The organism is uncultured Candidatus Pelagibacter sp. (assembly GCF_943788075.1).
GTDB lineage: Bacteria > Pseudomonadota > Alphaproteobacteria > Pelagibacterales > Pelagibacteraceae > Pelagibacter.
The window spans coordinates 302,767-325,757 of record NZ_CALSOW010000001.1; the positions used below are offsets into that span (position 1 = coordinate 302,767).

Below are 22,991 nucleotides of genomic sequence, written 5' to 3' on the forward strand. Positions count from 1 at the left end.
TAATATTTTACTATATCTAGATTTGGTAAATAAAAATTATTTTATAATTCAATCAGTAGATGATTCAATCTATGTTTGATTCAAATTAAAAGTTTAAAATAAAAAATAAGATTAATCTTTTTTAATTTAAAATTAAATCTTCAATCGTAGATTTTATTTTTTTTTTAAAAAAAATAATAAGTTGTTGCAAATTTTTTTATTTAGTTCTAACTGAGATCTCCTTACACGTTATGAACAAATCTACAAATATAAATAATTTAAATAGTTTTAAGTCCGAAAACTTTGATTGGAAATTAATTCAATCAGAAATGAAAAATAAATTAGGACAAGATGTTTATGAAAGTTGGCTTAAAAAAATCTCTTTTGTAGATGAATTTAACAACTATTTATTATTATCTGTACCAACAAGATTTATTAGAGATTGGATTACTTCAAGATATATAGATCAAATTTTACAAATTATACGTTTATATAAAAAAGATATTATTAGAATTGAATTTAAGATTGATGATAAAAATATTAATCAAAATTATGAAAATACAAATGTTAATGAAAAAGTACCGGACATAAATGAGAACGTTTCGTTCATAAAAGACTCTTATCTTCAATATAATCGAATAGATCCAAATAAAAGATTTGATAATTTTATAACTGGGTCTAGTAACAAGCTTGCTTATGAAGCATCAATAAAAGTTTCAGAAAATATATCTCATTATAACCCACTCTACATTTACGGTGGTGTTGGAATGGGTAAAACTCATCTTTTGAATTCAATTGGAATTGAACTAAAAAAAAATAATAAAGTAATGTTTATCTCAGCTGAGCGTTTTATGTATCAGTTTGTAAAATCAATCAAAGCTAATGATATGGTTAAGTTTAAAGAATATTTTAGAAATACAGATATTTTATTAATTGATGATATTCAATTTATAAGTGGCAAAGAAGCAATGCAGGAAGAATTTTTTCATACATTTAATGCGTTACTAGATAAAGGTTCACAAATAATTGTTTCAGCTGATAGGGCTCCAAACAAACTATCTAGAATTCAGGATAGAATTAAATCTAGATTTTCTGGTGGTTTAGTAGTCGATATTCAAAAACCAGATCTTGAGCTTAGAAAAAAAATTGTTGAAATGAAAACCGAAGAGTTAAATAATCTGTATGCAGATCAATTGCATGTATCAAAAGAGATACAAGATTTTATAAGTACAGAAATTACAGCAAGTATTAGAGAGTTAGTTGGGGCAATCAATAGAGTAGTTTCATTCTCTAGAATCTACAACAAAGTTCCAAATTTGTCTGAAACAAAGGTTGTTTTAAAGGACTTATTAAATTTAGCTGAAAATAAAGTAACAATAGATTTGATCCAAACTACAGTTTGTAAATTTTTTAAAATAAGTAAAAATGAAATGTTGTCTTCAAGAAGATCTAGATATTTAGTCCGACCTAGACAAACTGCTATATATTTAACTAAAATTCTAACATCTAAATCTTTACCTGAAATTGGAAGAGAGTTTTCTAATAGAGATCACACAACTATAATTCATTCAGTTAAAACTATTGAGAAAATTAAGGAAAAAGACCCCGAAATGGTAGACAATATTAATAAACTTAAAAATCAGATATTATATAATAATAAAGATAATGAAATTTAATGTAAACCAACAAGACCTTCAGCAAGCACTAAATTATTGTCAAGGTGTAATTGAAAAAAGAAGCACACTTCCAATACTGTCTAATATTTTATTAGACGCAAGTAATTCAAAATTAACAATAACAGCGACAGATTTGGATTTAATTTTTATTCATCAGTTAAATAATGTTGAGGTGTTAGAAGAAGGAAGAACAACAACAACCTCTTCGATTATGTATGATATTATCCGAAAATTTTCGTCAGGTAAAAAAATAAACCTTTCTTTGTCAGATATAAGCAAATTACAAGTTGAGTCAGAAAAATCTATTTTCAATTTAAATTGTATTAGTGCAACAGAATTTCCACTTACTGACGAAAATTTTAATCAAAATGAATTTGTAATTAAATCTAAGCAGCTTTTAAAACTATTAAATAAATGTAAATTTTCAGTTTCTAATGATGAAACAAGACATTATTTAAGTGGGATTTATTTACATCAGACTGAAGTCGAAGATAAAAATCATTTAACTGCTGTAGCTACTGATAGTCATCGTATGTCTATTTCAAAAATAAGATTAGATCAAAAAATTGATTTTGATCCAATCATACTACCAAAAAAAACTATTTTTCAACTGTGTTCCTTATTAGAAAATTATGATGGAGATGTTAAAGTATCTAATATCAAATCAAAAATTAAATTTGAATTAAATAACAGTATTTTAATATCAAAACTTATTGATGGTAAATTTCCCAATTATATTCAGGTGATTCCAAAAAATAATCAAAAAAAATTAGAAATAGATTTAAAATTATTTTTGAATTCTGTTGATAGAGTTGCTTCGGTTTCTTTAGATAAAAAAGATGGGGTAAAATTTAATTTATCAAAAGATACATTAGATCTTTCGGTTAACAATACAAATAGTGGTGATGGAAAAGAGACATTAAATGTTAAATTTGACCACGATTTAGAAATAAGTTTCAATTCAAGATACTTAATTGATGTTGCTTCACAATTAGATGGAGAAAGAGTTGAAATATTTTTTAATGATACCGGTTCTCCAGCTTTAATTAAAGATCCAGGAGATTTTGACAGTATATTTGTAGTGATGCCCATGAAGGGCTAATTTAACAGATTAAGTTCTCCATAAATATTATTTTCTAAAATCTTAATGAATTCCTCTTTAGAGTAACCTGCTACTATTGGTTCCAAGATTGAAATGGTAATTACTTTATTTATGCTTTTTTGACCTTTTTTTGGCCAGACATAACCAGAATTAATTGCAATTGGCTGACAAGAAATTTTTAATTCTTCATAAATTCTTGATGCACCTTTTTTAAAAGGGGGTCTTTCATCTGGTAAAACCCTTGTACCTTGAGGAAATATTATTAGAGGTCTGTCCGAATCTTTAATTATTTTTGATATATCTTGAAAAAACCCCAAGTTATCTTTGGTAACCTTATTTCTTTTAATTGATACTGAGCCAATTTTTTTTAGATACCAACCAAAAATTGGAATTAAAAGTAATTCTTTTTTTAAAATAAAAACTGGTGAATTAAAAATTGTTTGAAGATAAAAGGTTTCAAACATTGATTGATGAGATGCAGCAATAAAAAACTTCTCATTATTTACAATATTTTCTCTACCTTTGATTATTATTTTTGTAGCTAAAAAAAACTTTAGACAAAAACTTGTCCAATAACCCATTAGCTTGCCACCAAATAAAACAAATTTTTGAGGAAGCAAAAAAGTAGGTAAAAAAATTATGGAAATAATTATTATTCCACTAAAGAAAAAAATTGAAAAAATAGTGTTTCTAATCATTTTTATCAGAAGCTAAACTATATCTTTAAGCTTCTGTCTTTTATTAATAACTTTAATTTTTGAGTTTTTGATCAGTATTTCTATTGCCTTAGGTCTTACATTATAATTTGAACTTAGTGACATTCCATATGCACCAACATCACAAATAACAACCAAGTCTTTTTCAGCTAATTTTTGAAAATTATTTATAGTTAAAAACTTATCAGTACTTTCACAGATTGGACCAACAAATTCATATATTTTCTTAACTTTTTTTTCAATCTTTAAAGCTGGAATTATTCTGTGTTTAGAATTATATAATGCAGGTCTCATTAAATCGTTCATTGCAACATCAAGTATTATAAAATTTTTTTTATAGCCTTCTTTAATATAAATAATTCTAGAAATTAATGTCCCAATATTTCCTACAATAGATCTGCCAGGTTCAAAAATTATTTTAGAATCATGGTTTTTTAAAAATTTTTGAATATTTTGTGAATATTTTTTTAGATTTAGTATCTTCTTATCATTTTTATAATCTATTCCCATTCCTCCTCCCAGATCAATATATTCAAAGGAGTGATTAGTTTTTTTTATAATTTTATTTAGTGCATTGAGCATATTTTCATATGGTTTTACATCAAGTATTTGACTACCTATATGAACACTTAAACATTTTAAATTTAAACTATGAGATTTTTTAATATATTTAGTTAGTTGTAAAAATTCTTTTTCACCAATACCAAATTTATTTTCTTTTTTACCAGTAGAAATTTGACTCAAAGTTTTAGCATCTACATTTGGATTGAATCTAATACCTACAGACACATTTTTTTTATTTATTTTGGCAATTCTTTCTATTTCAAAAATTTCACTTTTTGACTCTGCATTAATCAAAAGTATTTTTTTATTAATAGCAAAATTAATTTCTTCAGAAGTTTTACCTACACCAGAAAAAACAATTTTATTAGGTTTAATTCCAGCTTTAAGTGCTTTCATTAATTCACCCAAAGATACCACATCAGCACCAAGACCAAATTTTGCAATTTCTTTAATTAAATTTACATTTGTATTTGATTTAATCGCAAAGCAAATTAAGGGTGAAAAGGATTTAAAATTCTTTTTAAAATTATTGATATTTTTTTTTAACTCAAGATAAGAGTAACAATAAGATGGGGTACCAAATTTTTTAGCAATATCTTCTATTTTTACTTTATCAATTGTAAGTTTTTTTTTGATGTATTTCATTAAGCCTTATTTTTAAGGATTGTTATCTTTTCAACTTTTTGCTCCGGGTCTTTGTATTCAGGATCTCCTTTTTTTCCACAAGAGGCTAGTAAATAACAAACTAGAAAAATAAAGGTAATTTTTTTAATCATTTTTGTTTCTTATATTTCATTATCATTTTTTTGATATTATCAAAAGCGGTTCCTCCATAAGATTTTTTTGAATTTACAGAATTCTTTAAATCAAACACTTTTAAAACGTCGCTAGTTAATTTTGGTTCAATTTTTTTCAATTCTTCTAAGCTTAGTTCATTGAGCTTCTTTTTCTTTTTTTCAGCTAAGTTAACAACAGAGGCTGTTTTTTGATAAGCTTTTCTGAAAGACATTGAGTGATTCTTGACAAGATAGTCTGCCAAATCTGTTGCAGTGATATAGCCATAGTTTGCAAGCTCAATCATTTTTTTTTTGTTAGGGCTAGAATTTTTTAATATTTCATCAAAAATTTTAAGACAGTTGATTAAAGTATCATTAGACTTAAATACAATTTCTTTGTCGTCCTGAAGGTCTTTAAAGTAAGATAGTGGTAGACCTTTCAAAATTGTAAGCATTGAAAATAAATTTCCATAACTACTTCCAGATTTTCCTCTCAAATATTCTAATAAATCAGGGTTTTTCTTTTGGGGCATTATTGATGACCCAGTTACAATTTTGTCTGAGAGGTTAATTAAATTGAAACCATCTGAACTCCAGATAATAAGCTCTTCTGCAATTCTTGAAATATGCATTGAACAAACAGAGACACTATATAAAAAATCTAAAACAAAATCTCTATCAGAGACAGTATCAATTGAATTGTTTGTTGGTTTTTTAAATCCAAGTTTTTTACTAGTATAATTCCTATCTATATTAAAAGAAGTCCCAGTGAGCGCAGCTACTCCCAAGGGATTTTCATCTAAGCTTTCCAAATTGTTTGTGAATCTCTTTTTGTCTCTATTAAACATTTCAACATAAGCCATTAAATAATGAGCAAATGAAATAGCTTGAGCATTTTTGAGGTGCGTAAAGCCAGGCATAATAGTATCAATATTTCTTTCTGCTAATTTTAATGTACTTTTAATTACTTTATCTAAATTAAGATTTATTTCTTTAGTTGAGGATTTTATCCAAATTTTAAAGTCTGTAATTACTTGATCATTTCTTGATCTTGCTGTGTGAACATAGCCCGCTTCTTCACCAATTATTTGAAAAAGTCTTTTTTCAATATTCATATGAATATCCTCATATTTTTTATTAAATTCAAATTTTTTATTAGAAATTTCTTTTTCTATCTTTGTAAGACCATAAATAATTTTATTTTTAATTTTGAAAGATATTATTTTTTGTTTAAATAACATCTCTACATGAGCAATAGATCCCTGAATATCTTCTTTATAAAGTCGTTTATCAATATCAATTGAATTGCCAACTTTTTGAAACAAAGATGATGCACTTTTTTTTATACGTGTATTCCAGATTGCTTGGTTGTTTTTATTTTTTGCCATGATATTTAATTATAACTATTTAACATGAGATTTTTAATATTATTTATTTTTTTGACAACTAATGTGTTTGCTAATGATGTATCTGAAATAAAAAATATTGTCATTCATAAAACTCTAAAAGTCTATGATAATGTTATCTTTTTAGATGAAAATGATAAGAAAATTAACATTAAAGAATTTAATGGAAATTTACTTTTATTAAATTTTTGGGCTACTTGGTGTGAGCCATGTAAAGAAGAGATGCCATCGTTAGACAGACTTCAAATAAATGAAAATTTGAGTAATCTAAAAATTTTTCCAATCAATATATCCCAAGAAAATGAAAAAAAAGTTGATAGTTTTTTTAAAGATTTAAATATTGAAAATTTAGAACCATATTTTGATACACCAATCACTCTTGCAAAAACATTTTCTTTACGTGGAGTTCCAACTTCAATTCTAATAGATAAAGATGGAAAAGAATTTGCTAGAATTTTTGGATCAATAGACTTTGATGATAAAATATTTATAAATTGGCTAAAAACTTACAATTAATTTTTAAAAAAATAAGCAAACCCAACCAGAACAAGTATTGCTACAAATTGAATAATCACTCTTAGTTGCATTAACTTATTTGAGTATTTTTTGCTGGTTTCTCCTCCTTTGAAAAGAGTTCCAATCCCTAAAATTAAAACAATACCTACTGCTATCAAAAGAGTTATAGAAAGGATTTTAACAAATATTCCTGAAATCATATAAATACTGTAGATTGTTTTTAAAAAATAAAAAACATAATTAATTAACTATGACATTTTGCCTAGATTCAATAATAATAAAACCTGAAGAAGGAATAGAGATAAAGAGTGCTATTATTTTGCTTCATGGATACGGGGGAGACGGTAAGGATATAAGTATGTTAACCTTAAACTGGAAAAGGCATATGCCAAATACAGTTTTTATTTGCCCAAATGGACATGAAACTTGTCCTATAAATCCATCAGGATTTCAATGGTTTGATCTTACCAAAGATGACACAGATTATATACTGGATCAATCAATCAAAGCTGAAGAGAAGATTAAAGCATTTATTAATGAGATTAAGCAAGAATTTAACTTAAAAAATAATCAGATATGTTTATCAGGTTTTAGTCAAGGATGTATGATGTCATTGAATGTTGGATTAACATCTGAAGAAAAATTTTCATGTATTGTGGGATTTTCTGGAAAAATAATTAATCAAAATAATTTAAAATCTAGAATTAAAAATTCTACAGACACTTTATTGATTCATGGTGATGCAGATCAAGTTGTACCCTCAACACATCTTTTGGAAGCAAAAGATTTTTTAATTAGAAATAATATTAGTATTGAAACACTTTTGATAAAAAATTGTGATCATCATATTCCTATGGAAGCTTCAAGTACAGCTCTTAATTATATTTTAAAAAAAAATTAACATCTCTTATTATTGATAAAATTGTTTAAGTAAGTTAAAAATACTTAATGAATAATTTTATTGAACAAAATGTTTCATTAGAAAAGTGTCCAGCTTTAGTTCTTAATGCTGATTATAGACCACTAAGTTATTATCCATTATCTTTATGGTCGTGGCAAGATACTGTAAAATCTGTTTTTTTAGATAGAGTTATAATTGTAAGTAATTATGAAAGAGTTATAAGAAGTCCTTCATTTAACATGCAATTACCAAGTGTTATCGCGTTGAAAGATTATATAATTCCACAAACAAGACCTAGCTTTACAAGGTTTAACGTCTTTTTGAGAGATAAGTTTTCTTGTCAATATTGTGGCAGTGGCGAGGAACTGACTTTTGATCATTTATTACCAAGATCAAAAGGTGGTGAAACTAATTGGGACAATGTTGTAACTGCATGTTCCGCATGTAATGTAAAAAAGGGTGGCAAATTATTAAAAAACTCAGATATGAAACTTAACCAACATCCTTATCGTCCATCAACTGAAGATCTGCACAAAAATGGTAAAAATTTTCCACCTAATTATTTACATAAAAGCTGGATGGATTATTTATACTGGGATGTTGAATTAGAGGCCTAGATTTTCTCAGAGATATTTATTGCAATTTTTGAACCTGTTTTAATAATTTTATCTAATAATAAGTAGGGACCTTTTTTTGTAGCACCTTTATCATAAGCTATATCTTTATGGTCTATTTCATCTTGTCTAAATTTTGTAATTTTTTTTTTAAGTTCTTTTTCGCTAACATCAAGTTGATTAATTTGATTTAAATAATGCTTGTCTATAACTTCCTCAACAGAGGCAGTACATAGCATAGCAGCTTTTTTTCCCAATAATGTTGAACCAAATCCCAAGCCAACACCTAGCAAATCCCACAAGGGTAGAAATTTTGTTGGTTGGATATTTCTTTTTTTAATTTCATTTTCAAAAAACTCACAATGTTCTTTTTCATGTTCTTTCATTTCTTCAATCGTTTTTCTAAGATTCTCATCTTTTACAAAAGTGTTTAAGGCTAATAGTTGTCCTTCATAAATCTTAACAGCTCCACGTTCTCCTGCATGGTCAACTCTAATAAATTCTTCAACTTTTTTTTTACTAATTTTTGTCATAATTTAAATAAATTTTTCCACTACTAATACAAATTAGTAAAGATAATAAAATATTATAGCTTGTAAGTGATAATCCAAAAATTTTAAATGTTACATCTTTGCAGTTAACACTTTTTTCTTTTAATTGCTTTAAAATTTCCTCTTTTGACAATAAATTTGATCCACTTTTTAGATCGCAAACTAATGACTCTTGAATAAAACCTTGCTCAATACCTAAGTGATATAGTGATAGAGTAGTACCAGCTAGAAATATAATTGTGAGTAAAAGTATAAAGAATTTTTCAAATATAATAAATTTATAATTAAGAAAAACTATTATTATAGCCAACAAGTATGGAATTCTTTCTAATATACAGAGATTACAAGGTTGATGACCAAGAACATATTCAATAAAGAATGCAGATACTAAAGCAATAATGCTGACATAAAAAATGAACTTTATTAATAAATTTTTACTATTTTTAACCATTAAATTTTAAAACAAAATATACAAATCCAAATATTATAACTATAAAAATCCCAATAGCAGTAAACCATTTTGATCCATGATTGTTCATGTATACAGTAAATAATTCTCCAAATTTATAAGATAAAAAAGCAACGATAAAAAATCTAAGACTTCTTGAAATTAAACTAACAACTATAAAAACTGGTAGATTGAAAGCAATTAAGCCACTAGCTATTGTAAAAGCTTTATAGGGTAAAGGCGTAAAGCCTGCTAAAAAAAGTATACTTAACCAAGCAAGAAAGCCATTTCCCTCAGACATGTTTAATTTCAAATCCTCAACCTTATCCTCATAATTATAAAACTCGATAACATGCATTGCTAAATCAAAAAATAAGTAGCCAATTAAATATCCTAAAATACCACCTAAAACTGAAAATAAAGATGCTATTAAGAATATTTTGATGAACTCTTTTTTTTTAGCAATAACCATTGGAACAATCATTACATCTGGTGGTATTGGAAAAAATGAACTTTCAATAAAAGATACAAGACCCAAATAAAAATTTGAACTTTTATGTGCAGCTAGATTTAAACATTTTTTGTAAAGTGTTTGAAACATTTTTTGGTTTTAATATAAATTTAGTTCTTATACTATTTAAATATAATTAATTGGATATAATGGGCGAATGGCGGAACTGGTAGACGCGCACGACTCAAAATCGTGTTTCGCAAGAAGTGAGAGTTCGATTCTCTCTTCGCCCACCAAAAAATATGAATTTAGATAATACAAACAACTTAATTGAATTATTTTCTTATCAAGCAGAAAAACAAAACAAAAAAAGCATTTTTTTACAATGGTTAAACCCAAAGAATAAAAAAACATATACTTGGGAGGAAACACAAAAAAATATTTTAAAGTTATCAAAAATAATTAAAAAAAACATAAAAGAGGGAGATAGATGTCTCTTAGTTTCAGAAAACAGACCAGAATGGTTTATCTCAGATATGGCAATAATGTTATCAGGCGGAATTACTGTTCCTGCTTATACAACATACACAGAAGAGGATTATAAGTATTTAATAGAAGATTGTGAACCTAGCCTCGTCATAGTCTCCAATAATGAGATGCTAAAAAAACTAAGCATTACAATTAACGAAAAAAAATTTATTAAAAAAGTCATAACATTAGATGAAGTTAATAAAGTAATTTATAATTTAGATATAATAAATAGAGATAAGTATTTAGACTTTAATATCATATTAAATAATGACTTATTAGAAGAAGATAAAATTAAAAATGACAAATTGAAAAGAACTTCTCCTGCTTGTATAATTTATACATCTGGAACTGGTGGAAATCCAAAAGGTGTAATTTTAAGTCATGGTGGAATTTTAAATAATCTTGTAGGAGCTTGTGAAATTATGAAACCATTGTTTAGCTCCAAACCTATATTTTTAACCTGGCTTCCTCTATCCCATTCCTATGAACATTGTGTACAATTTGCCCAGATAGCAGTTGGGGCAAAAGTATTTTATGCAGAAAAAATAGAAAAACTTTTAGAAAATATATCTGAAGCAAAACCAACAATTATGACAGCCGTCCCTAGATTTTATCAAAATCTTTATAATAAAATTAATATCAATTTAAAAAAACAAACTGGTTTTAAAGCAAAACTAATTGAAGCGACTTTACGATTGGGTAAGAAAAAATTATTAAATCAAAAAATGACTTTTTCAGAGAAATTACTAAATTTTATGGTTGAGATATTAGTTCGAAAAAAAATAAAAAAACAGTTTGGTGGAAAATTAAAAGCTTTTGTTTCTGGTGGTGGTGCATTAGATAAAGAAATAGGAGAATTTCTGAATTCAGTAGGGCTACCTACATTACAGGGTTATGGTTTAACTGAGACGTCCCCAGTAGTAAGTTGTAATCCCATACACAAAATAAAAGTAGAAACTGTTGGACCGCCTTTTAGAGGAAACCAAGTTAAAATTGCTGATGATGGAGAAATTTTGGTCAAAGGTGAAAATGTGATGTTGGGGTACTGGAACAAGAAAAAGGAAACTGATGAAGTAATTATTGATGGATGGCTTCATACAGGGGACATTGGAGAAATAGATCCTGAGGATGGTTATTTAAAAATTACTGATAGAAAAAAAGATATTATAGTAAGTGCAGGTGGAGATAATATTTCACCAGCTAAAATTGAAAATATTATTACTAATGAGCCAGAAATTGATCAATGTATGGTCTACGGGGATAAAAAAAATTATTTGGTTGCTTTAATAGTGCCTAGTAAAGATTTTTTAAAAGAAAAAGAACAAATTAATAATGTAATTGAAAAAATAAATAAAAAATTAACTTTATTAGAAAAAATAAAAAGAATTCAATTAATAGATGAAAATTTTTCTATAGAAAATGGTTTAATGACACCAACAATGAAAGTGAAAAGAAAAAAAGTTACAGAAAAATATAAAATTCAATTAGAAAAACTTTATTAAGTTATATTTAAAAATTGGATTATTATCCGCATAAACATTAACATAATTAATAAAAAAAATTTTCATAACAAAACAAAAATAAAAAAATTTTTTTAGAAATTTACTTTTTAATTAAAGAATTGACATAACTTGTATAAAAAAATAAAAATATATTAATAGCGAATCAACTTGATTCGTTTAACTTAACTAGGGAGCTAAAGATGCCTAAGAAAAGAAAAAAAGCTGCTAAAAAAACTAAGAAAAAAGCAGCAAAGAAAACTAAGAAAAAAGCAAAAAAGGCTAAAAAAGCTAAAAAAAGAAAAAGATAGTAATTTACTAATCTTTACTAAAAACGCTTCTCATTACAATCTGTATGAGAGGCGTTTTTTTTATTCGTCTAAATTATCGTCTGAATCAGCAATAGGTTCTTCAACAGGCAATTCAGTTGTAGTTGATTTTGGCACAGAGGCTACAGGTTGAGCTTGACCACCCAAGTTTCTTTTTAAAGCTTTATCAAGTTTCTTTTGTGTATCTTCTAGAGATACATTCAAAACAATCTGAAACTCAGATAAAATTCTTTCATAAGCTTTTTCAAATAATTGCCTTTCACTATAAGATTGGTCAACCATAAGATCATCACCTTTATTTAAATCTCTTACGACTTCTGCTAATTCATAAATTTTACCAGACGAAATTTTAGCTTCATATTCTTGTGCTCTTCTGCTCCACATAGATCTTTTTATTTTTGGCTTACTTTTTAATATAGAAATACACTTATTTACTTGATTGATTGTTGCTAAAGGTCTTAAATGAGATTGTTTATTCACTGGAACCATTCCATTAGCTTTATCTTTTTCAAACTTGATAACGTAAGTTTCAACGTCAATCCCGCCTATATTAATTTTTTTAAACTCAGTAATTTGACCAACACCATGTTTTGGGTAAACAACATAATCTTTTATTTTATATTCTCTTTTTTCAGTTTCTTGTTTTTTGACTTTTTTAATTTCAGGTTTTACTTCGTTACTTTTAGAAATTCTTAGATTATCAACTTTTGTCTCTTCTTTTAGTTCAGAGACTTTTATAGCTTTTTTTGATTTAATTGGTTTTGGAGTAATTTTTTTGGTTACTTTTTTTGCTTTCTTGGCAACAACTTTTTTGGCTTTCTTAACTTTATCTTTTGTTACTTTTTTTGTTTTAACAACTTTTTTGATAGTAACTTTTTTTTTCACTTTTTTTTCAGGTTTAGATTTAAAGATTTTCTTTAAAATATTTTTCGTACTTATTTTGCTCATTCTTAAATTTTTCATGATCCGTTGGAGGATCTTTTTTTTCACTTATATTTGGCCAGACTTCAGAGTATTTTTTATTGATTTCTAACCATTGTTCGCTACCAGGTTCAGTATCAGCTTTAATGGCATCTACTGGGCATTCAGGCTCACAAACGCCACAATCTATACACTCATCCGGTTTAATTACAAGCATATTTTTGCCTTCATAAAAACAATCCACTGGACAAACATCAACACAGTCAGTCAATTTACATTTAATACATTTATCATTAACAATATATGTCATTATAATTTTCTATTTTTAATCTTATCTTTAATATCGCCCATCGTTGAACTGTCAATGTAAAGTAAGCCCGCCAAACGTCTCATTAAATTTGTCTCATAAATATCAGCTTCATCATTTGAGTAAATAATAGACCACAAGGCTTCTATAATTTTAATTTTATCATTTTCGGGTAAGTTTTTTACTTCTCTTGTAAAATCTAAAATTTGATTTGAATTTTCTTCAATAGATTTAGCATCATTAATAATTTGAGTTATTTTTTCCTTGTTAGCATTTAACTCTAAGAGAGTTTTTTTAATAATTTCTTCCTCTTTTTCAGTATATTTTTCATCTATTTTAGCTGCATGAATTAATAGTGCACATGTTTTAATTAAAAAGTTTTTTTCAGTTTCAGTTGAGTCTTTTTTAAAAAACATGAAATTTAACTAAGATTTAAATTTTTTAAAATTTTAAACGGATTTTCATTTGAAACTTTTTTTACAAAGTTTTTTTTAAATTTTTTAACAGGGTTATATTTAAAATAAGTTTCATCATCTTTATCAAATATTTTATAATTCATTTTTTGTAAAAGTTTTTTAAAATTATCCTTGCTACAGCCTAATAAATTTAACATTTCTGGTATTATTTTAATTTCTTTATTTTCTTTTGAGTTTGATAAATTTATAATTAGCATAAATAATCTTTCTAGAATATCTATCCTTACAAACAAAGTATCAAATTTTTCAAATCCACATAAAAGCATAAAATTTCTATTTCTATTCTCTTTGTCATCTAAAAAATTTAATCCAAATGTTGGCGGCTTAATGTTATAATGTTTTTGATGAAAATTTTTCCATAATAATGTTCTTATTGATACAGCTTCTGGTTTAATTAATTGATATAAAAACACATGATACCTTCCAAATTTTACTCCTAATTCTCTTAAAATTTTTCTCTCATTTTGACCAAGAGATTTTAGATATTCAGAAACTTGCTCTCTTTTTAATACACCATTATTTTCATAAAGTTGATATGCCAAAGCTTTGATTGATGAATTTTTATCTTTAAGATTTTTTAGATCAACTAAGCTTTTAAGAACTAGGTTAATTTTATCTTGTATCCATTTACCAATATACTCACTTAGCTTTTGTTTTTGAATAGGTTCAATAATATCATCAACTATTAATTCAAAATTTGGATTTAAATAATCATGACCAGTAGATAATTTTGCAATCGGAAAATTGTTCCAATAAATTTTGAAATCATTATTTAATTCAATTAACCCTGTATCAATAATAGTTTGAATTCTTTTTTCTAACTCTGGCCCAATAGTTTGTCTGGCTGCTTTTTTTAATGACTTGATGTCTGTTTCTAATGCACCTTTTTTTAAATCTAGTATCAATTTAAGTCCATTTATTTTACCAATAAATTGTTCATCTATTAGTACATCATTATTTTCAAGTATTTTTGTTTTGAATTCCATATCCTGTTTTAAGCCTCTTGCTAGAACACTTGCTCTTTTATCAATAAATGTTTTGGTAAGCTCTTCATGAAGTCTGTCTGAAAGTCTGTCTTCTAAATGTTTTGTTTTTTCAATCCAATAGTCTTGATTTTCTGTCCAATTATTTTTATTTGAAACATAAGACCAAGTTCTTACATTTGCAATTCTATTTGATAAAGAATCTACATTTCCCTCTAATTTATCAAGTTTTATTAGCTGTAATCTCATAAATTCATCAGTAATTTGCTGTTTTCCACTACTCAAATATCTAAAAACATTTCCTATGACTTCATAGTGATTACCATATGTTTTTTTTACAAAATCAGGTATCTGACAACATTCCCATAAAAGACTGAGTAATTTTTTATCAAAATTTAAATTTATAAGACTTTTATCTTTTAAAAAATATTTAAGGGCTTTTTCATCTTCACATTCATGAATTTTACGCAACCATCCCATCTGTGGTTTTTCCTCTAAAGACTTAATCAAACTAAGAGGATTATTAAAATTTAAGCTTGAGTTTCTCCAAAATAAAGTTCTAATTTCCTCAAATTTGTGGCTTTCTATTAACTCTACATCTTCAGCTGTAATATCTTTACAATCACCTGTAATACCAAAACTTCCATCATTTAAGTATCTTCCAGCTCTACCGGCAATTTGCCCTATTTCAGATAAATTTAATTTTCTTAATTTTTTTCCATCAAATTTTTTAAGATTAGAGAAAAAAACATAATCTAAGTCCATATTAATACCCATTCCAATAGCATCAGTTGCTACTAAAAAATCAACATCTCCTGATTGATAAAGTTCCACTTGAGCGTTTCTTGTCTTTGGACTCAATGAACCCATTACAATCGCAGCCCCACCTTTTTGTCTTCTGATTAATTCAGCTATTGCATAAACTTCTTCTGCTGAGAAAGCTATTATTGCTGTTTTCCTATTTATTCTCGAAATTTTTTTATGACCCGCATATGTTAATTTTGACAATCTTTCCCTATTTATAAATTCAACATCACCATTTAGTTTTGAAATTATATTTTTGATAGTACTTGAACCCATAAGCATAGTAAGTTTTTCACCTCTTATGTTTAAGAGTCTATCTGTAAAAATATGACCTCTTTCATGATCCGCACACATTTGAATTTCATCAACACCAACAAAATCTAAATGTTTATCAATTGGCATAGACTCTACAGTGCACAAAAAGTATTTAGCATTGGCTGGAATAATTTTTTCTTCACCTGTTATTAAGGCAACTTTATCTACACTAATCTTTTTTATTACTTTGTCGTAAACTTCTCTGGCTAACAACCTTAAAGGAAAACCTATCATACCAGAGTCAAATGAGAGCATTGTCTCTATAGCAAGGTGGGTTTTTCCAGTATTTGTAGGTCCTAGAACAGCAGTAATTTTGTGTTTTGTCATTTCTACTTTTGGTGTACTTTTTTTTTTACCTACCAGATATTGTTGGTGCTAAAGAACAAAAATAGACTAAAACATGACCGAATCGGACGATAAAAAGTTCTCATTTTGCTATTAACTTTTCTTAGATTAGCATAATTAAGATTAATTCTATAATAGTAATTTACGAAATAAAAATGCTTAAAAATTTAGTTAAAGATCTAAAGCCATCTTCAACTTTGCTTATAAATGAAACTTCTCGAAGATTAGAAGAGCAAGGAAAAAAAATATTTAAATTTGGTTTTGGGCAATCCCCATTTAAAGTTCCAGAAGATATTGTGAAAGAACTACAAGATAATGCACACCAAAATAAATATTTGCCAATGCAAGGTCTTTCTGAACTAAGAGATGTAGTTGCAAAATACACATCAAAAAAAAAGAATTATGACTATAAATCTGAAAGTGTAATTATTGGACCTGGTTCAAAAGAATTAATGTTTTTATTACATGTTATATTTGATGGAGAAATTATATTGCCTGCTCCTAGTTGGGTTTCATATGCTCCTCAAGCAATATTAGGTAGAAATAAAACACAAATTCTACAAACAAAAAGAGAGAATAATTGGTTTCCAACTGCTTTAGAAATTGAAGAAATTGTTTTGAAAGATAAAAATAAAAATTATTTATTATTTTTAAATTCACCAAACAATCCATCTGGTCAAATTTGTGAGAATTTAAAAGAAATAGCAAATATTACTGAAAAATATAATCTAATTATTTTGTCTGATGAAATATATTCAGAATTAACTTTTAAAGATAATTATCAATCTATTTCTAATTTTTGTCCTGAGAAAACAATTGTTAGTACTGGATTAAGTAAATGGTGTGGTGCTGGTGGATGGAGGTTAGGTTATTTTTTAGTACCAGACTCGTTAATTGAAATTAAGAATATGATTAATGTGTTAGCAAGTGAAACTTTTTCAGCTGTTAGTGCACCCATTCAGTATGCAGCAATAAAAGCATATGAGAATGATCATTCAAATTATATTAATAAATCTAGAAATATATTATGTGCAGTTGGTAATTATGTTTATGAAAATTTAAAATCAAATAAAGTTCTAATTAATAAACCTCAAGGAGGATTTTATTTAATGCCGGAGTTTTTAAATAAAAAATTTAATTCATCATCAGAAATGTGTGACAGTATATTGAATGATACAGGTGTTGCTTTGTTACCGGGAACCGATTTTGGCTTTGATCAAACCCGAATGCTGGCAAGATTGAGCTTTACTGATTTTGATGGCCAAGAATTTATGGACAAAATTGAAGATAATCAAAAAATTGATAATAATCATATTGCAAACTTTGCACCTAAAATCATTGAAGGTGTTGATAAGTTAAAAAAATGGTCAGATTCAATATAAAATCTAGCTATACATACCTAATTAATTACTGTTAAAATTGTAATATAAAAATAACGATATAGAGGGAGAAAAAATGAAAAAAATAATTACATCTTTATCTAGTGCTTTACTGATATTAGCTGCATCTTTGTCTTTAACTGGTGTTGCAAAATCAGCAGAGTTCTTCACAATAGGAACTGGTGGACCTACTGGAGTTTATTTCCAAACAGGTAATGCTATTTGTAAAATGTTACACAAATCAGCAATCAGTGCTGAGCATGGAAGAAAAAAAGGTTCTGCTAAAGCATATAGATGCACAGCACCATCAACTGGTGGATCAAACTATAATATTGGCCAAATTGCAGCCGATGAATTTCAATTTGGTGTTGCTCAATCTGACTGGCAATATCATGCAGTAAATGGAACTAGTAAATGGGAAGGAAAACAGTTTAGTGGATTAAGAGCTGTATTTTCAGTCCACAATGAACCTTTTCAAATTTGGGCAAGAAAAAAAGCAAAAATTAAAGATTTTGCTGGTTTAAAAGGAAAAGTAGTAAACATTGGTAACCCTGGTTCAGGTCAAAGAGGAACTATGGAAGAGTTAATGAAGGCAATGGGTGTAGATAATAGTTATTTTAAATCTACGACTGAGCTTACTTCATCTGAACAAGTAAAAGCTTTGTGCGATGGTAAAATCGATGCTTTTGGTTATTCTGTAGGATTTCCTAATGGAGCAATGGAACAAGCTGCCACTTGTGCTGCTAAAGCCTCACCAATCAACTTAACAGGACCTGAAGTTCAAGGTTTAATAGATGGTGCTGATTATTATGCACAAGCTGTAATTCCTAAAGGCACTTATACAAAACAGAAAAAAGATGCGACTACATTTGGTGTAAAAGCTACTGTAGTAACTAGTGCATATGTTTCTGACGATTTAGTATATCAAGTAGTAAAAGCTGTTTTTGAAAATTTTGATGATTTTAAAAAGCAACATCCTGCTTTTGGATTTTTAGAAAAGAAAAATATGATTAAAGATGGTTTATCTGCTCCGTTACATCCAGGAGCAATTAAATACTACAAAGAAGCTGGATTAATGTAATCCACAATCTTAATTAAATTAAAAGGCCTGATTTTTAATCGGGCCTTTTTTTTATAATGAGGTATCATATTTTTTATGAGTCAAATCTTTAGTGAAAAAGTAAAAGATAAAATTAATGAGGATTTGTCTCCAACAAAAAATCTTACAGGTTTACACCTAAAGATTGTTGCAGCAATTGCAATTATTTGGTCTTTATTTCAGCTTTGGTATGCATCTCCATTTCCTTTCATTTTTAATTTTGGAATGTTTAAAGGATTGCCAGCAAGAGCTATTCATCTTGGTTTTGCATTAACTTTAGCATTTTTAATTTACCCAATTTCAAAAGAAAAAAAAATTTCTGTATTTGATATTTTAATAAGTTTTATTGGAGCTTTTTCTTGTTTATATATATATTTTTTTTATGATCAGTTAGTTGATCGTGGAGGTGTTTTATTAAGTGTTGTAATAGGAGATAGTTTTAAATTACCTATTGAGTTAATTATTGGTGGTTTTGGTATTATAATTTTGCTTGAGGCAACAAGAAGAGCAATAGGCTTACCTCTAGTAATAATTGCTATTTGTTTCTTATTGTTTTCATATTTTGGAAGATACGCACCCGAAATAATTTCTCATGGTGGACTTTCACTTAATAGATTGGTTGGTTTTCAATGGTTGGATCAGGAAGCCATATTTGGAATTCCAATAGGTGTTTCTGTAGATTTTATTTTTCTGTTTGTATTATTTGGTGCACTTCTAGAAACAGCTGGTGGAGGAAAGTATTTCTTAGATCTAGCATTCGCAATGGTGGGTAAAATGAGAGGCGGACCAGCTAAAGCTGCAATTCTAGGTTCAGGAATGACAGGTTTAATATCAGGATCTTCAATTGCAAACACTGTTACTACTGGAACTTTTACAATTCCAATTATGAAAAAAACTGGATTTTCAAAAGAAAAAGCAGGAGCGATAGAAGTTTCATCTTCTGTTAATGGACAGATTATGCCACCAGTTATGGGTGCAGCAGCATTTGTTATGGCTAGTTTTATTGGTGTTACTTATTTTGAAGTTGTAAAACATGCCTTTTTACCAGCAATAATTTCTTATATTGCTCTATTTTATATATCTCATCTTGAGGCCTTAAAATTAAATTTAAAAGGGATGGATGATGCAGATGTACCAAATTTAAAAAAAACATTTTTATCAGGACTTCACTTTTTAATTCCAATCTTTGTTCTAATTTATATGTTAGTTTACTTAAGGTTCACTGCGTCTTATTCAATTTTTTATGCTACGATTTCTTTGATTTTAGTTAATTTAATTTATTTGCTCATCAAAAATTCTTTTTCTAAAGACTCTCTTAAAATATGGTTTAATCAAACTATCGTAGGTTTTGAAAAAGGTGCTTTAAATATGGTTGGTGTTGGTATAGCCATAGCAACAGCCGGAATAATAGTTGGAGCTGTTGGATCAACAGGATTAAGCACAAATTTAATCATAGTTATAGAGTCTATTGCTAAAGATAATGTCACAATATTATTATTTTTGACAATAATATTATGTTTATTGTTAGGAATGGGATTACCAACAACCGCAAATTATGTAGTTGTTGCATCATTAATGGCAACTGTTTTGGTAGATGTTGGAAATGCGTCTGGATTTATTTTTCCGTTAATAGCAGTTCACTTATTTGTTTTTTATTTTGGATTAATGGCTGATGTTACTCCACCAGTTGGGTTAGCTTCTTATGCGGCGGCAGCTATTTCTGGAGGTGATCCACTTAAAACAGGACTACAAGCTTTCTGGTATAGTTTAAGAACAGGCATTCTTCCAATTGTATTTTTATTTAATCATGAACTTCTTTTGATTGGAATAGAAAATATTTGGCATGCATTAGTTGTAATAACAACTTCCTTGGCAGGAATATTAGTGTTTACATCAGCAACTCAAGGTTGGTTTATTAATAAACTGAAATGGTATGAGATAATTATTTTTTTAATGATATCTATTTCATTGCTCTCACCAGAGTTTGTTCTTAATAAATTTTATCCAAAATATAAATACCAAGATATTAACAACATTAATTCAGTTATTTTAGATCCAAAAAAAGAAGTGCGTTTTAAAATTACTAGACCGAGTCCTTATGGTGAAAGATATAAATTATTTGTGATTGATAAAAATTCTTTTGAAGAAGAGTACAAACTAGAAGATTATGGAATTAGCTTAGTGAGAAAAAAAAATAAAATTATTGTTGATAATCTAAAATGGAATGGATTAGCGAAAAAAAGTGGCTTTGAAATCGGTGATTATATAAGTGAACTTAAAATAGAAAATTCAAGTAGGCCAAGCAAACAAGTCATTTATCCAATAGCAATTTTATTGTTGTTAATTTTTGGCTACCTGAATTATAGAAGAAAAGATAAATTAACCACCAGGACCTAAATTTGAGGGTTTTATCTTTAAAATTTTCCAAACGCCTGAAGCAGAGGTAATAATTTTGTCATTACATCTTAATTCACAAAATAAAAATATAAGTGTGTTTGTTTTTTTTAATATTTTTGTAAATCCAGTTATTTCATCACCTACTTTAGATGCTCCAATAAATTTTAAATCTAACGAAATGGTAACACATGGTGAATTACCACTAGCCCTGTGAGCTGCTGTCCCTGCTCCAGCATCGATTAACGCTGATAAATAACCACCATGAGTTATGTTGGCAGCGTTTAAATGATTTTCATTAATCGTTGATTTAAATTCATACTCAGTTTCAGATACTGTTCTAAATAAAACACCTCCATTGTGCTTCATAAATCCAGGCTTAATACTTATTTGCTCAAATTCTTTGCTCATAATTTTTTATAATACAAAAGTTAAGATTAATAAAATTATTAAAACAATTATAAAAAAATATATAACTGATTTTTGTAACGATGCTTTTATAAGCCAATCTAACATTTTAATTTCCTTTTTGGTGGACCGCCCAGAACTCGAATCTGGAATCTCCCGGTTCGTAGCCGAGCGCCTTATCCAATTTGGCCAGCGGTCCTAATTTAATAATTGTTTCAATATATCAAAGTTTTTGATGTAATTTAACTTATAAAATATTATGTTGAGTAATTAATGAGCAAAAAATTAGATGATGTTGTAATTACCTCTGCTTTAAGAACACCAATTGGAACATATAAAGGTTCTTTAAAAGATTTGAGTGCTGATAGATTGGGTGCACTAGCAATTAAAGAAGTTATACATAAATCAAATTTGAAGCCTGAGCAAATTGATGAAGTGATTATGGGTCATGTTCTTACTTCTGGTCTTGGTCAAAACCCAGCAAGACAAGCCTCCATTCATGCTGGTATCCCAGTATCTAAACCTGCACATATTGTAAATCAAGTATGTGGATCAGGTTTAAGATCTATAGTTTCAGGATTTCAATCAATCAAATTAGAGGAAAATAAAATTATAGTTTCAGGGGGTCAAGAAAATATGTCAAGAGCACCTCATTCATTGTTCTATAGAGAAAATAAAAAATTAGATGAGTCTAAGTTAATAGATACAATGATCAATGATGGATTGATAGACTCTTTTAACCATTATCACATGGGGGTAACAGCAGAAAATGTTGCTGATAAATTTGAAATTTCTAGAGATGAACAAGATAACTTTGCATTAAATTCTCAAAAAAAAACTCAAGATGCTTTAAATAGAAAAAAATTTAAAGATGAAATAATCAAATTACAAATTAATAAAGAAAAAGAAAATTTAGTTTTAGATAAAGATGAACATCCTAGAGGTAATTTAATTATAGATGATTTGAAAAAATTAAAAACTGTTTTTAAAGAAAATGGAACTGTTACTCCTGGAAATTCATCAGGAATAAATGATGGCGCAGCTGCAATAGTATTAATGACAAGAAAACAAGCTGAACATAAGTCTGTAGAACCATTAGTTAAAATAGTTTCATGGGCATCATGTGGTGTAGAACCATCTTTGATGGGATTAGGGCCCATACCAGCAGTTAAAGAAGCGCTAAATAAAGCTGGTTGGAGTGTAGACGATGTTGATTTATTTGAAATAAATGAAGCCTTTGCAGCTCAAAGCATAGCAGTAATAAAAGAGTTAAAAATTCCTAAAGAAATAGTTAATGTTAATGGTGGAGCTATTGCTTTAGGCCATCCAATTGGTGCATCAGGAACAAGAATACTAGTTACTTTAATACACGAAATGATAAAGCAAAATAAAAGCAAAGGTTGTGCCACATTATGTATTGGAGGTGGAATGGGTATAGCTATGTGTGTTGAGAGAAATTAAATATTCAACTTTTGTACAATTTTTTTACAGAATTTCATAA

23 protein-coding genes and 2 tRNA genes are annotated in these 22,991 nt (G+C 27.6%); 11 read left to right on the plus strand and 14 right to left on the minus strand.

Annotated features, from left to right (window positions below; all coding sequences use genetic code 11):
* Positions 1 to 230 precede the first annotated feature (230 nt).
* A complete protein-coding gene (gene dnaA / locus Q0X98_RS01795) occupies positions 231 to 1,655 on the plus strand; it encodes a chromosomal replication initiator protein DnaA (protein WP_297680839.1) in 1,425 nt (474 codons plus the stop codon).
* Positions 1,645 to 2,757 carry a DNA polymerase III subunit beta gene (gene dnaN, locus Q0X98_RS01800; protein WP_297680841.1) on the plus strand — a complete coding sequence of 371 codons (1,113 nt, stop codon included), beginning with the start codon at positions 1,645 to 1,647 and terminating at the stop codon, positions 2,755 to 2,757. The genes dnaA and dnaN overlap by 11 nt, the downstream gene beginning before the upstream one ends.
* Here dnaN and Q0X98_RS01805 read toward each other — a convergent pair.
* Genes Q0X98_RS01805 through argH form a run of 4 tightly spaced genes read right to left on the minus strand, consistent with a single transcriptional unit; the run spans position 2,754 to position 6,201 of the window.
* Positions 2,754 to 3,455: a lysophospholipid acyltransferase family protein gene (locus Q0X98_RS01805; RefSeq protein WP_297680843.1), complete on the minus strand. Its 702-nt coding sequence runs from the start codon at positions 3,453 to 3,455 to the stop codon at positions 2,754 to 2,756. The genes dnaN and Q0X98_RS01805 overlap by 4 nt on opposite strands.
* Positions 3,456 to 3,467: 12 nt before the next feature.
* Positions 3,468 to 4,682, minus strand: a complete 1,215-nt coding sequence (gene lysA / locus Q0X98_RS01810; protein WP_297680845.1) for a diaminopimelate decarboxylase — start codon at positions 4,680 to 4,682, stop codon at positions 3,468 to 3,470.
* On the minus strand, positions 4,682 to 4,813 hold the full coding sequence (locus Q0X98_RS01815) for a hypothetical protein (RefSeq protein ID WP_297680847.1): 132 nt from the start codon (positions 4,811 to 4,813) through the stop codon (positions 4,682 to 4,684). The genes lysA and Q0X98_RS01815 overlap by 1 nt, the downstream gene beginning before the upstream one ends.
* Positions 4,810 to 6,201 carry an argininosuccinate lyase gene (gene argH / locus Q0X98_RS01820; protein WP_297680849.1) on the minus strand — a complete coding sequence of 464 codons (1,392 nt, stop codon included), beginning with the start codon at positions 6,199 to 6,201 and terminating at the stop codon, positions 4,810 to 4,812. The genes Q0X98_RS01815 and argH overlap by 4 nt, the downstream gene beginning before the upstream one ends.
* 24 nt (positions 6,202 to 6,225) lie before the next feature.
* On the opposite strand from argH, the gene Q0X98_RS01825 reads away from it, so the two are divergent.
* Positions 6,226 to 6,735: a TlpA disulfide reductase family protein gene (locus tag Q0X98_RS01825; RefSeq protein WP_297680851.1), complete on the plus strand. Its 510-nt coding sequence runs from the start codon at positions 6,226 to 6,228 to the stop codon at positions 6,733 to 6,735.
* Here the strand turns inward: Q0X98_RS01825 and Q0X98_RS01830 are convergent.
* Complete coding sequence (locus tag Q0X98_RS01830; protein WP_297680853.1) at positions 6,732 to 6,935, minus strand: twin transmembrane helix small protein; 204 nt, start codon at positions 6,933 to 6,935, stop codon at positions 6,732 to 6,734. The two genes, Q0X98_RS01825 and Q0X98_RS01830, sit on opposite strands and share 4 nt — an antisense overlap.
* A 50-nt stretch (positions 6,936 to 6,985) precedes the next feature.
* Between Q0X98_RS01830 and Q0X98_RS01835 the strand changes: the two genes are divergently transcribed.
* Together Q0X98_RS01835 and Q0X98_RS01840 are read left to right on the plus strand one after the other, a co-directional pair.
* Positions 6,986 to 7,636, plus strand: a complete 651-nt coding sequence (locus tag Q0X98_RS01835) for a dienelactone hydrolase family protein (RefSeq protein ID WP_297680855.1) — start codon at positions 6,986 to 6,988, stop codon at positions 7,634 to 7,636.
* 47 nt (positions 7,637 to 7,683) lie between these two features.
* Positions 7,684 to 8,253 (plus strand): HNH endonuclease, encoded by a 570-nt coding sequence (locus Q0X98_RS01840; RefSeq protein ID WP_297680857.1) that lies wholly within the window; start codon positions 7,684 to 7,686, stop codon positions 8,251 to 8,253.
* Here the strand turns inward: Q0X98_RS01840 and Q0X98_RS01845 are convergent.
* The 3 genes from Q0X98_RS01845 to Q0X98_RS01855 are packed head-to-tail and all read right to left on the minus strand — an operon-like array spanning position 8,250 to position 9,850.
* Complete coding sequence (locus Q0X98_RS01845) at positions 8,250 to 8,783, minus strand: demethoxyubiquinone hydroxylase family protein (RefSeq protein ID WP_297680858.1); 534 nt, start codon at positions 8,781 to 8,783, stop codon at positions 8,250 to 8,252. The two genes, Q0X98_RS01840 and Q0X98_RS01845, sit on opposite strands and share 4 nt — an antisense overlap.
* On the minus strand, positions 8,770 to 9,252 hold the full coding sequence (locus Q0X98_RS01850) for a disulfide bond formation protein B (RefSeq protein ID WP_297680860.1): 483 nt from the start codon (positions 9,250 to 9,252) through the stop codon (positions 8,770 to 8,772). The genes Q0X98_RS01845 and Q0X98_RS01850 overlap by 14 nt, the downstream gene beginning before the upstream one ends.
* On the minus strand, positions 9,245 to 9,850 hold the full coding sequence (locus Q0X98_RS01855) for a YqaA family protein (protein ID WP_297680862.1): 606 nt from the start codon (positions 9,848 to 9,850) through the stop codon (positions 9,245 to 9,247). Before Q0X98_RS01855 ends, Q0X98_RS01850 begins: the two co-directional genes overlap by 8 nt.
* A gap of 61 nt (positions 9,851 to 9,911) precedes the next feature.
* Between Q0X98_RS01855 and Q0X98_RS01860 the strand changes: the two genes are divergently transcribed.
* Positions 9,912 to 9,996 (plus strand) — tRNA-Leu (locus tag Q0X98_RS01860).
* Positions 9,997 to 10,002: 6 nt separating this feature from the next.
* A complete protein-coding gene (locus Q0X98_RS01865) occupies positions 10,003 to 11,733 on the plus strand; it encodes a long-chain fatty acid--CoA ligase (protein WP_297680863.1) in 1,731 nt (576 codons plus the stop codon).
* A gap of 368 nt (positions 11,734 to 12,101) precedes the next feature.
* Here the strand turns inward: Q0X98_RS01865 and Q0X98_RS01870 are convergent, their stop codons facing one another.
* From Q0X98_RS01870 to Q0X98_RS01885, 4 genes are read right to left on the minus strand one after another with little or no spacing between them, the layout of a single operon-like run.
* Entirely contained in the window at positions 12,102 to 13,022 is a 921-nt protein-coding gene (locus Q0X98_RS01870) for a CarD family transcriptional regulator (protein WP_297680865.1), read from the minus strand.
* Complete coding sequence (fdxA, locus tag Q0X98_RS01875) at positions 12,964 to 13,290, minus strand: ferredoxin FdxA (protein WP_297680867.1); 327 nt, start codon at positions 13,288 to 13,290, stop codon at positions 12,964 to 12,966. Before fdxA ends, Q0X98_RS01870 begins: the two co-directional genes overlap by 59 nt.
* Positions 13,290 to 13,703, minus strand: coding sequence for a TerB family tellurite resistance protein (locus Q0X98_RS01880; RefSeq protein WP_297680869.1), 414 nt, complete (start codon positions 13,701 to 13,703; stop codon positions 13,290 to 13,292). The genes fdxA and Q0X98_RS01880 overlap by 1 nt, the downstream gene beginning before the upstream one ends.
* Positions 13,704 to 13,708: 5 nt before the next feature.
* Positions 13,709 to 16,192, minus strand: coding sequence for a helicase-related protein (locus Q0X98_RS01885; protein ID WP_297680871.1), 2,484 nt, complete (start codon positions 16,190 to 16,192; stop codon positions 13,709 to 13,711).
* A gap of 173 nt (positions 16,193 to 16,365) precedes the next feature.
* On the opposite strand from Q0X98_RS01885, the gene Q0X98_RS01890 reads away from it, so the two are divergent.
* From Q0X98_RS01890 to Q0X98_RS01900, 3 genes are all read left to right on the plus strand, one after another.
* Positions 16,366 to 17,592, plus strand: coding sequence for an aminotransferase class I/II-fold pyridoxal phosphate-dependent enzyme (locus tag Q0X98_RS01890; protein WP_297680873.1), 1,227 nt, complete (start codon positions 16,366 to 16,368; stop codon positions 17,590 to 17,592).
* Between the two features lie 73 nt (positions 17,593 to 17,665).
* Positions 17,666 to 18,670 carry a TAXI family TRAP transporter solute-binding subunit gene (locus Q0X98_RS01895; protein WP_297680875.1) on the plus strand — a complete coding sequence of 335 codons (1,005 nt, stop codon included), beginning with the start codon at positions 17,666 to 17,668 and terminating at the stop codon, positions 18,668 to 18,670.
* Between the two features lie 75 nt (positions 18,671 to 18,745).
* Positions 18,746 to 21,085 carry a TRAP transporter permease gene (locus Q0X98_RS01900; RefSeq protein ID WP_297680877.1) on the plus strand — a complete coding sequence of 780 codons (2,340 nt, stop codon included), beginning with the start codon at positions 18,746 to 18,748 and terminating at the stop codon, positions 21,083 to 21,085.
* Here the strand turns inward: Q0X98_RS01900 and Q0X98_RS01905 are convergent.
* Positions 21,068 to 21,493 (minus strand): PaaI family thioesterase, encoded by a 426-nt coding sequence (locus Q0X98_RS01905; protein WP_297680880.1) that lies wholly within the window; start codon positions 21,491 to 21,493, stop codon positions 21,068 to 21,070. The two genes, Q0X98_RS01900 and Q0X98_RS01905, sit on opposite strands and share 18 nt — an antisense overlap.
* A 119-nt stretch (positions 21,494 to 21,612) precedes the next feature.
* Positions 21,613 to 21,689: transfer RNA gene (locus Q0X98_RS01910), tRNA-Arg, on the minus strand.
* A gap of 74 nt (positions 21,690 to 21,763) precedes the next feature.
* Here Q0X98_RS01910 and Q0X98_RS01915 point away from each other — a divergent pair.
* On the plus strand, positions 21,764 to 22,951 hold the full coding sequence (locus Q0X98_RS01915) for an acetyl-CoA C-acetyltransferase (protein WP_297680882.1): 1,188 nt from the start codon (positions 21,764 to 21,766) through the stop codon (positions 22,949 to 22,951).
* Positions 22,952 to 22,991 lie beyond the last annotated feature (40 nt).

What these genes read in the sequence shown, in the direction of transcription:
- dnaA (WP_297680839.1), top strand. Translation starts at nt 231, where the DNA reads ATGAACAAATCTACAAATATAAATAATTTAAATAGTTTTAAGTCCGAA.
- dnaN (WP_297680841.1), top strand. Translation starts at nt 1,645, where the DNA reads ATGAAATTTAATGTAAACCAACAAGACCTTCAGCAAGCACTAAATTAT.
- Q0X98_RS01805 (WP_297680843.1), bottom strand. Translation starts at nt 3,455, where the DNA reads ATGATTAGAAACACTATTTTTTCAATTTTTTTCTTTAGTGGAATAATA.
- lysA (WP_297680845.1), bottom strand. Translation starts at nt 4,682, where the DNA reads ATGAAATACATCAAAAAAAAACTTACAATTGATAAAGTAAAAATAGAA.
- Q0X98_RS01815 (WP_297680847.1), bottom strand. Translation starts at nt 4,813, where the DNA reads ATGATTAAAAAAATTACCTTTATTTTTCTAGTTTGTTATTTACTAGCC.
- argH (WP_297680849.1), bottom strand. Translation starts at nt 6,201, where the DNA reads ATGGCAAAAAATAAAAACAACCAAGCAATCTGGAATACACGTATAAAA.
- Q0X98_RS01825 (WP_297680851.1), top strand. Translation starts at nt 6,226, where the DNA reads ATGAGATTTTTAATATTATTTATTTTTTTGACAACTAATGTGTTTGCT.
- Q0X98_RS01830 (WP_297680853.1), bottom strand. Translation starts at nt 6,935, where the DNA reads ATGATTTCAGGAATATTTGTTAAAATCCTTTCTATAACTCTTTTGATA.
- Q0X98_RS01835 (WP_297680855.1), top strand. Translation starts at nt 6,986, where the DNA reads ATGACATTTTGCCTAGATTCAATAATAATAAAACCTGAAGAAGGAATA.
- Q0X98_RS01840 (WP_297680857.1), top strand. Translation starts at nt 7,684, where the DNA reads ATGAATAATTTTATTGAACAAAATGTTTCATTAGAAAAGTGTCCAGCT.
- Q0X98_RS01845 (WP_297680858.1), bottom strand. Translation starts at nt 8,783, where the DNA reads ATGACAAAAATTAGTAAAAAAAAAGTTGAAGAATTTATTAGAGTTGAC.
- Q0X98_RS01850 (WP_297680860.1), bottom strand. Translation starts at nt 9,252, where the DNA reads ATGGTTAAAAATAGTAAAAATTTATTAATAAAGTTCATTTTTTATGTC.
- Q0X98_RS01855 (WP_297680862.1), bottom strand. Translation starts at nt 9,850, where the DNA reads ATGTTTCAAACACTTTACAAAAAATGTTTAAATCTAGCTGCACATAAA.
- Q0X98_RS01865 (WP_297680863.1), top strand. Translation starts at nt 10,003, where the DNA reads ATGAATTTAGATAATACAAACAACTTAATTGAATTATTTTCTTATCAA.
- Q0X98_RS01870 (WP_297680865.1), bottom strand. Translation starts at nt 13,022, where the DNA reads ATGAAAAATTTAAGAATGAGCAAAATAAGTACGAAAAATATTTTAAAG.
- fdxA (WP_297680867.1), bottom strand. Translation starts at nt 13,290, where the DNA reads ATGACATATATTGTTAATGATAAATGTATTAAATGTAAATTGACTGAC.
- Q0X98_RS01880 (WP_297680869.1), bottom strand. Translation starts at nt 13,703, where the DNA reads ATGTTTTTTAAAAAAGACTCAACTGAAACTGAAAAAAACTTTTTAATT.
- Q0X98_RS01885 (WP_297680871.1), bottom strand. Translation starts at nt 16,192, where the DNA reads ATGACAAAACACAAAATTACTGCTGTTCTAGGACCTACAAATACTGGA.
- Q0X98_RS01890 (WP_297680873.1), top strand. Translation starts at nt 16,366, where the DNA reads ATGCTTAAAAATTTAGTTAAAGATCTAAAGCCATCTTCAACTTTGCTT.
- Q0X98_RS01895 (WP_297680875.1), top strand. Translation starts at nt 17,666, where the DNA reads ATGAAAAAAATAATTACATCTTTATCTAGTGCTTTACTGATATTAGCT.
- Q0X98_RS01900 (WP_297680877.1), top strand. Translation starts at nt 18,746, where the DNA reads ATGAGTCAAATCTTTAGTGAAAAAGTAAAAGATAAAATTAATGAGGAT.
- Q0X98_RS01905 (WP_297680880.1), bottom strand. Translation starts at nt 21,493, where the DNA reads ATGAGCAAAGAATTTGAGCAAATAAGTATTAAGCCTGGATTTATGAAG.
- Q0X98_RS01915 (WP_297680882.1), top strand. Translation starts at nt 21,764, where the DNA reads ATGAGCAAAAAATTAGATGATGTTGTAATTACCTCTGCTTTAAGAACA.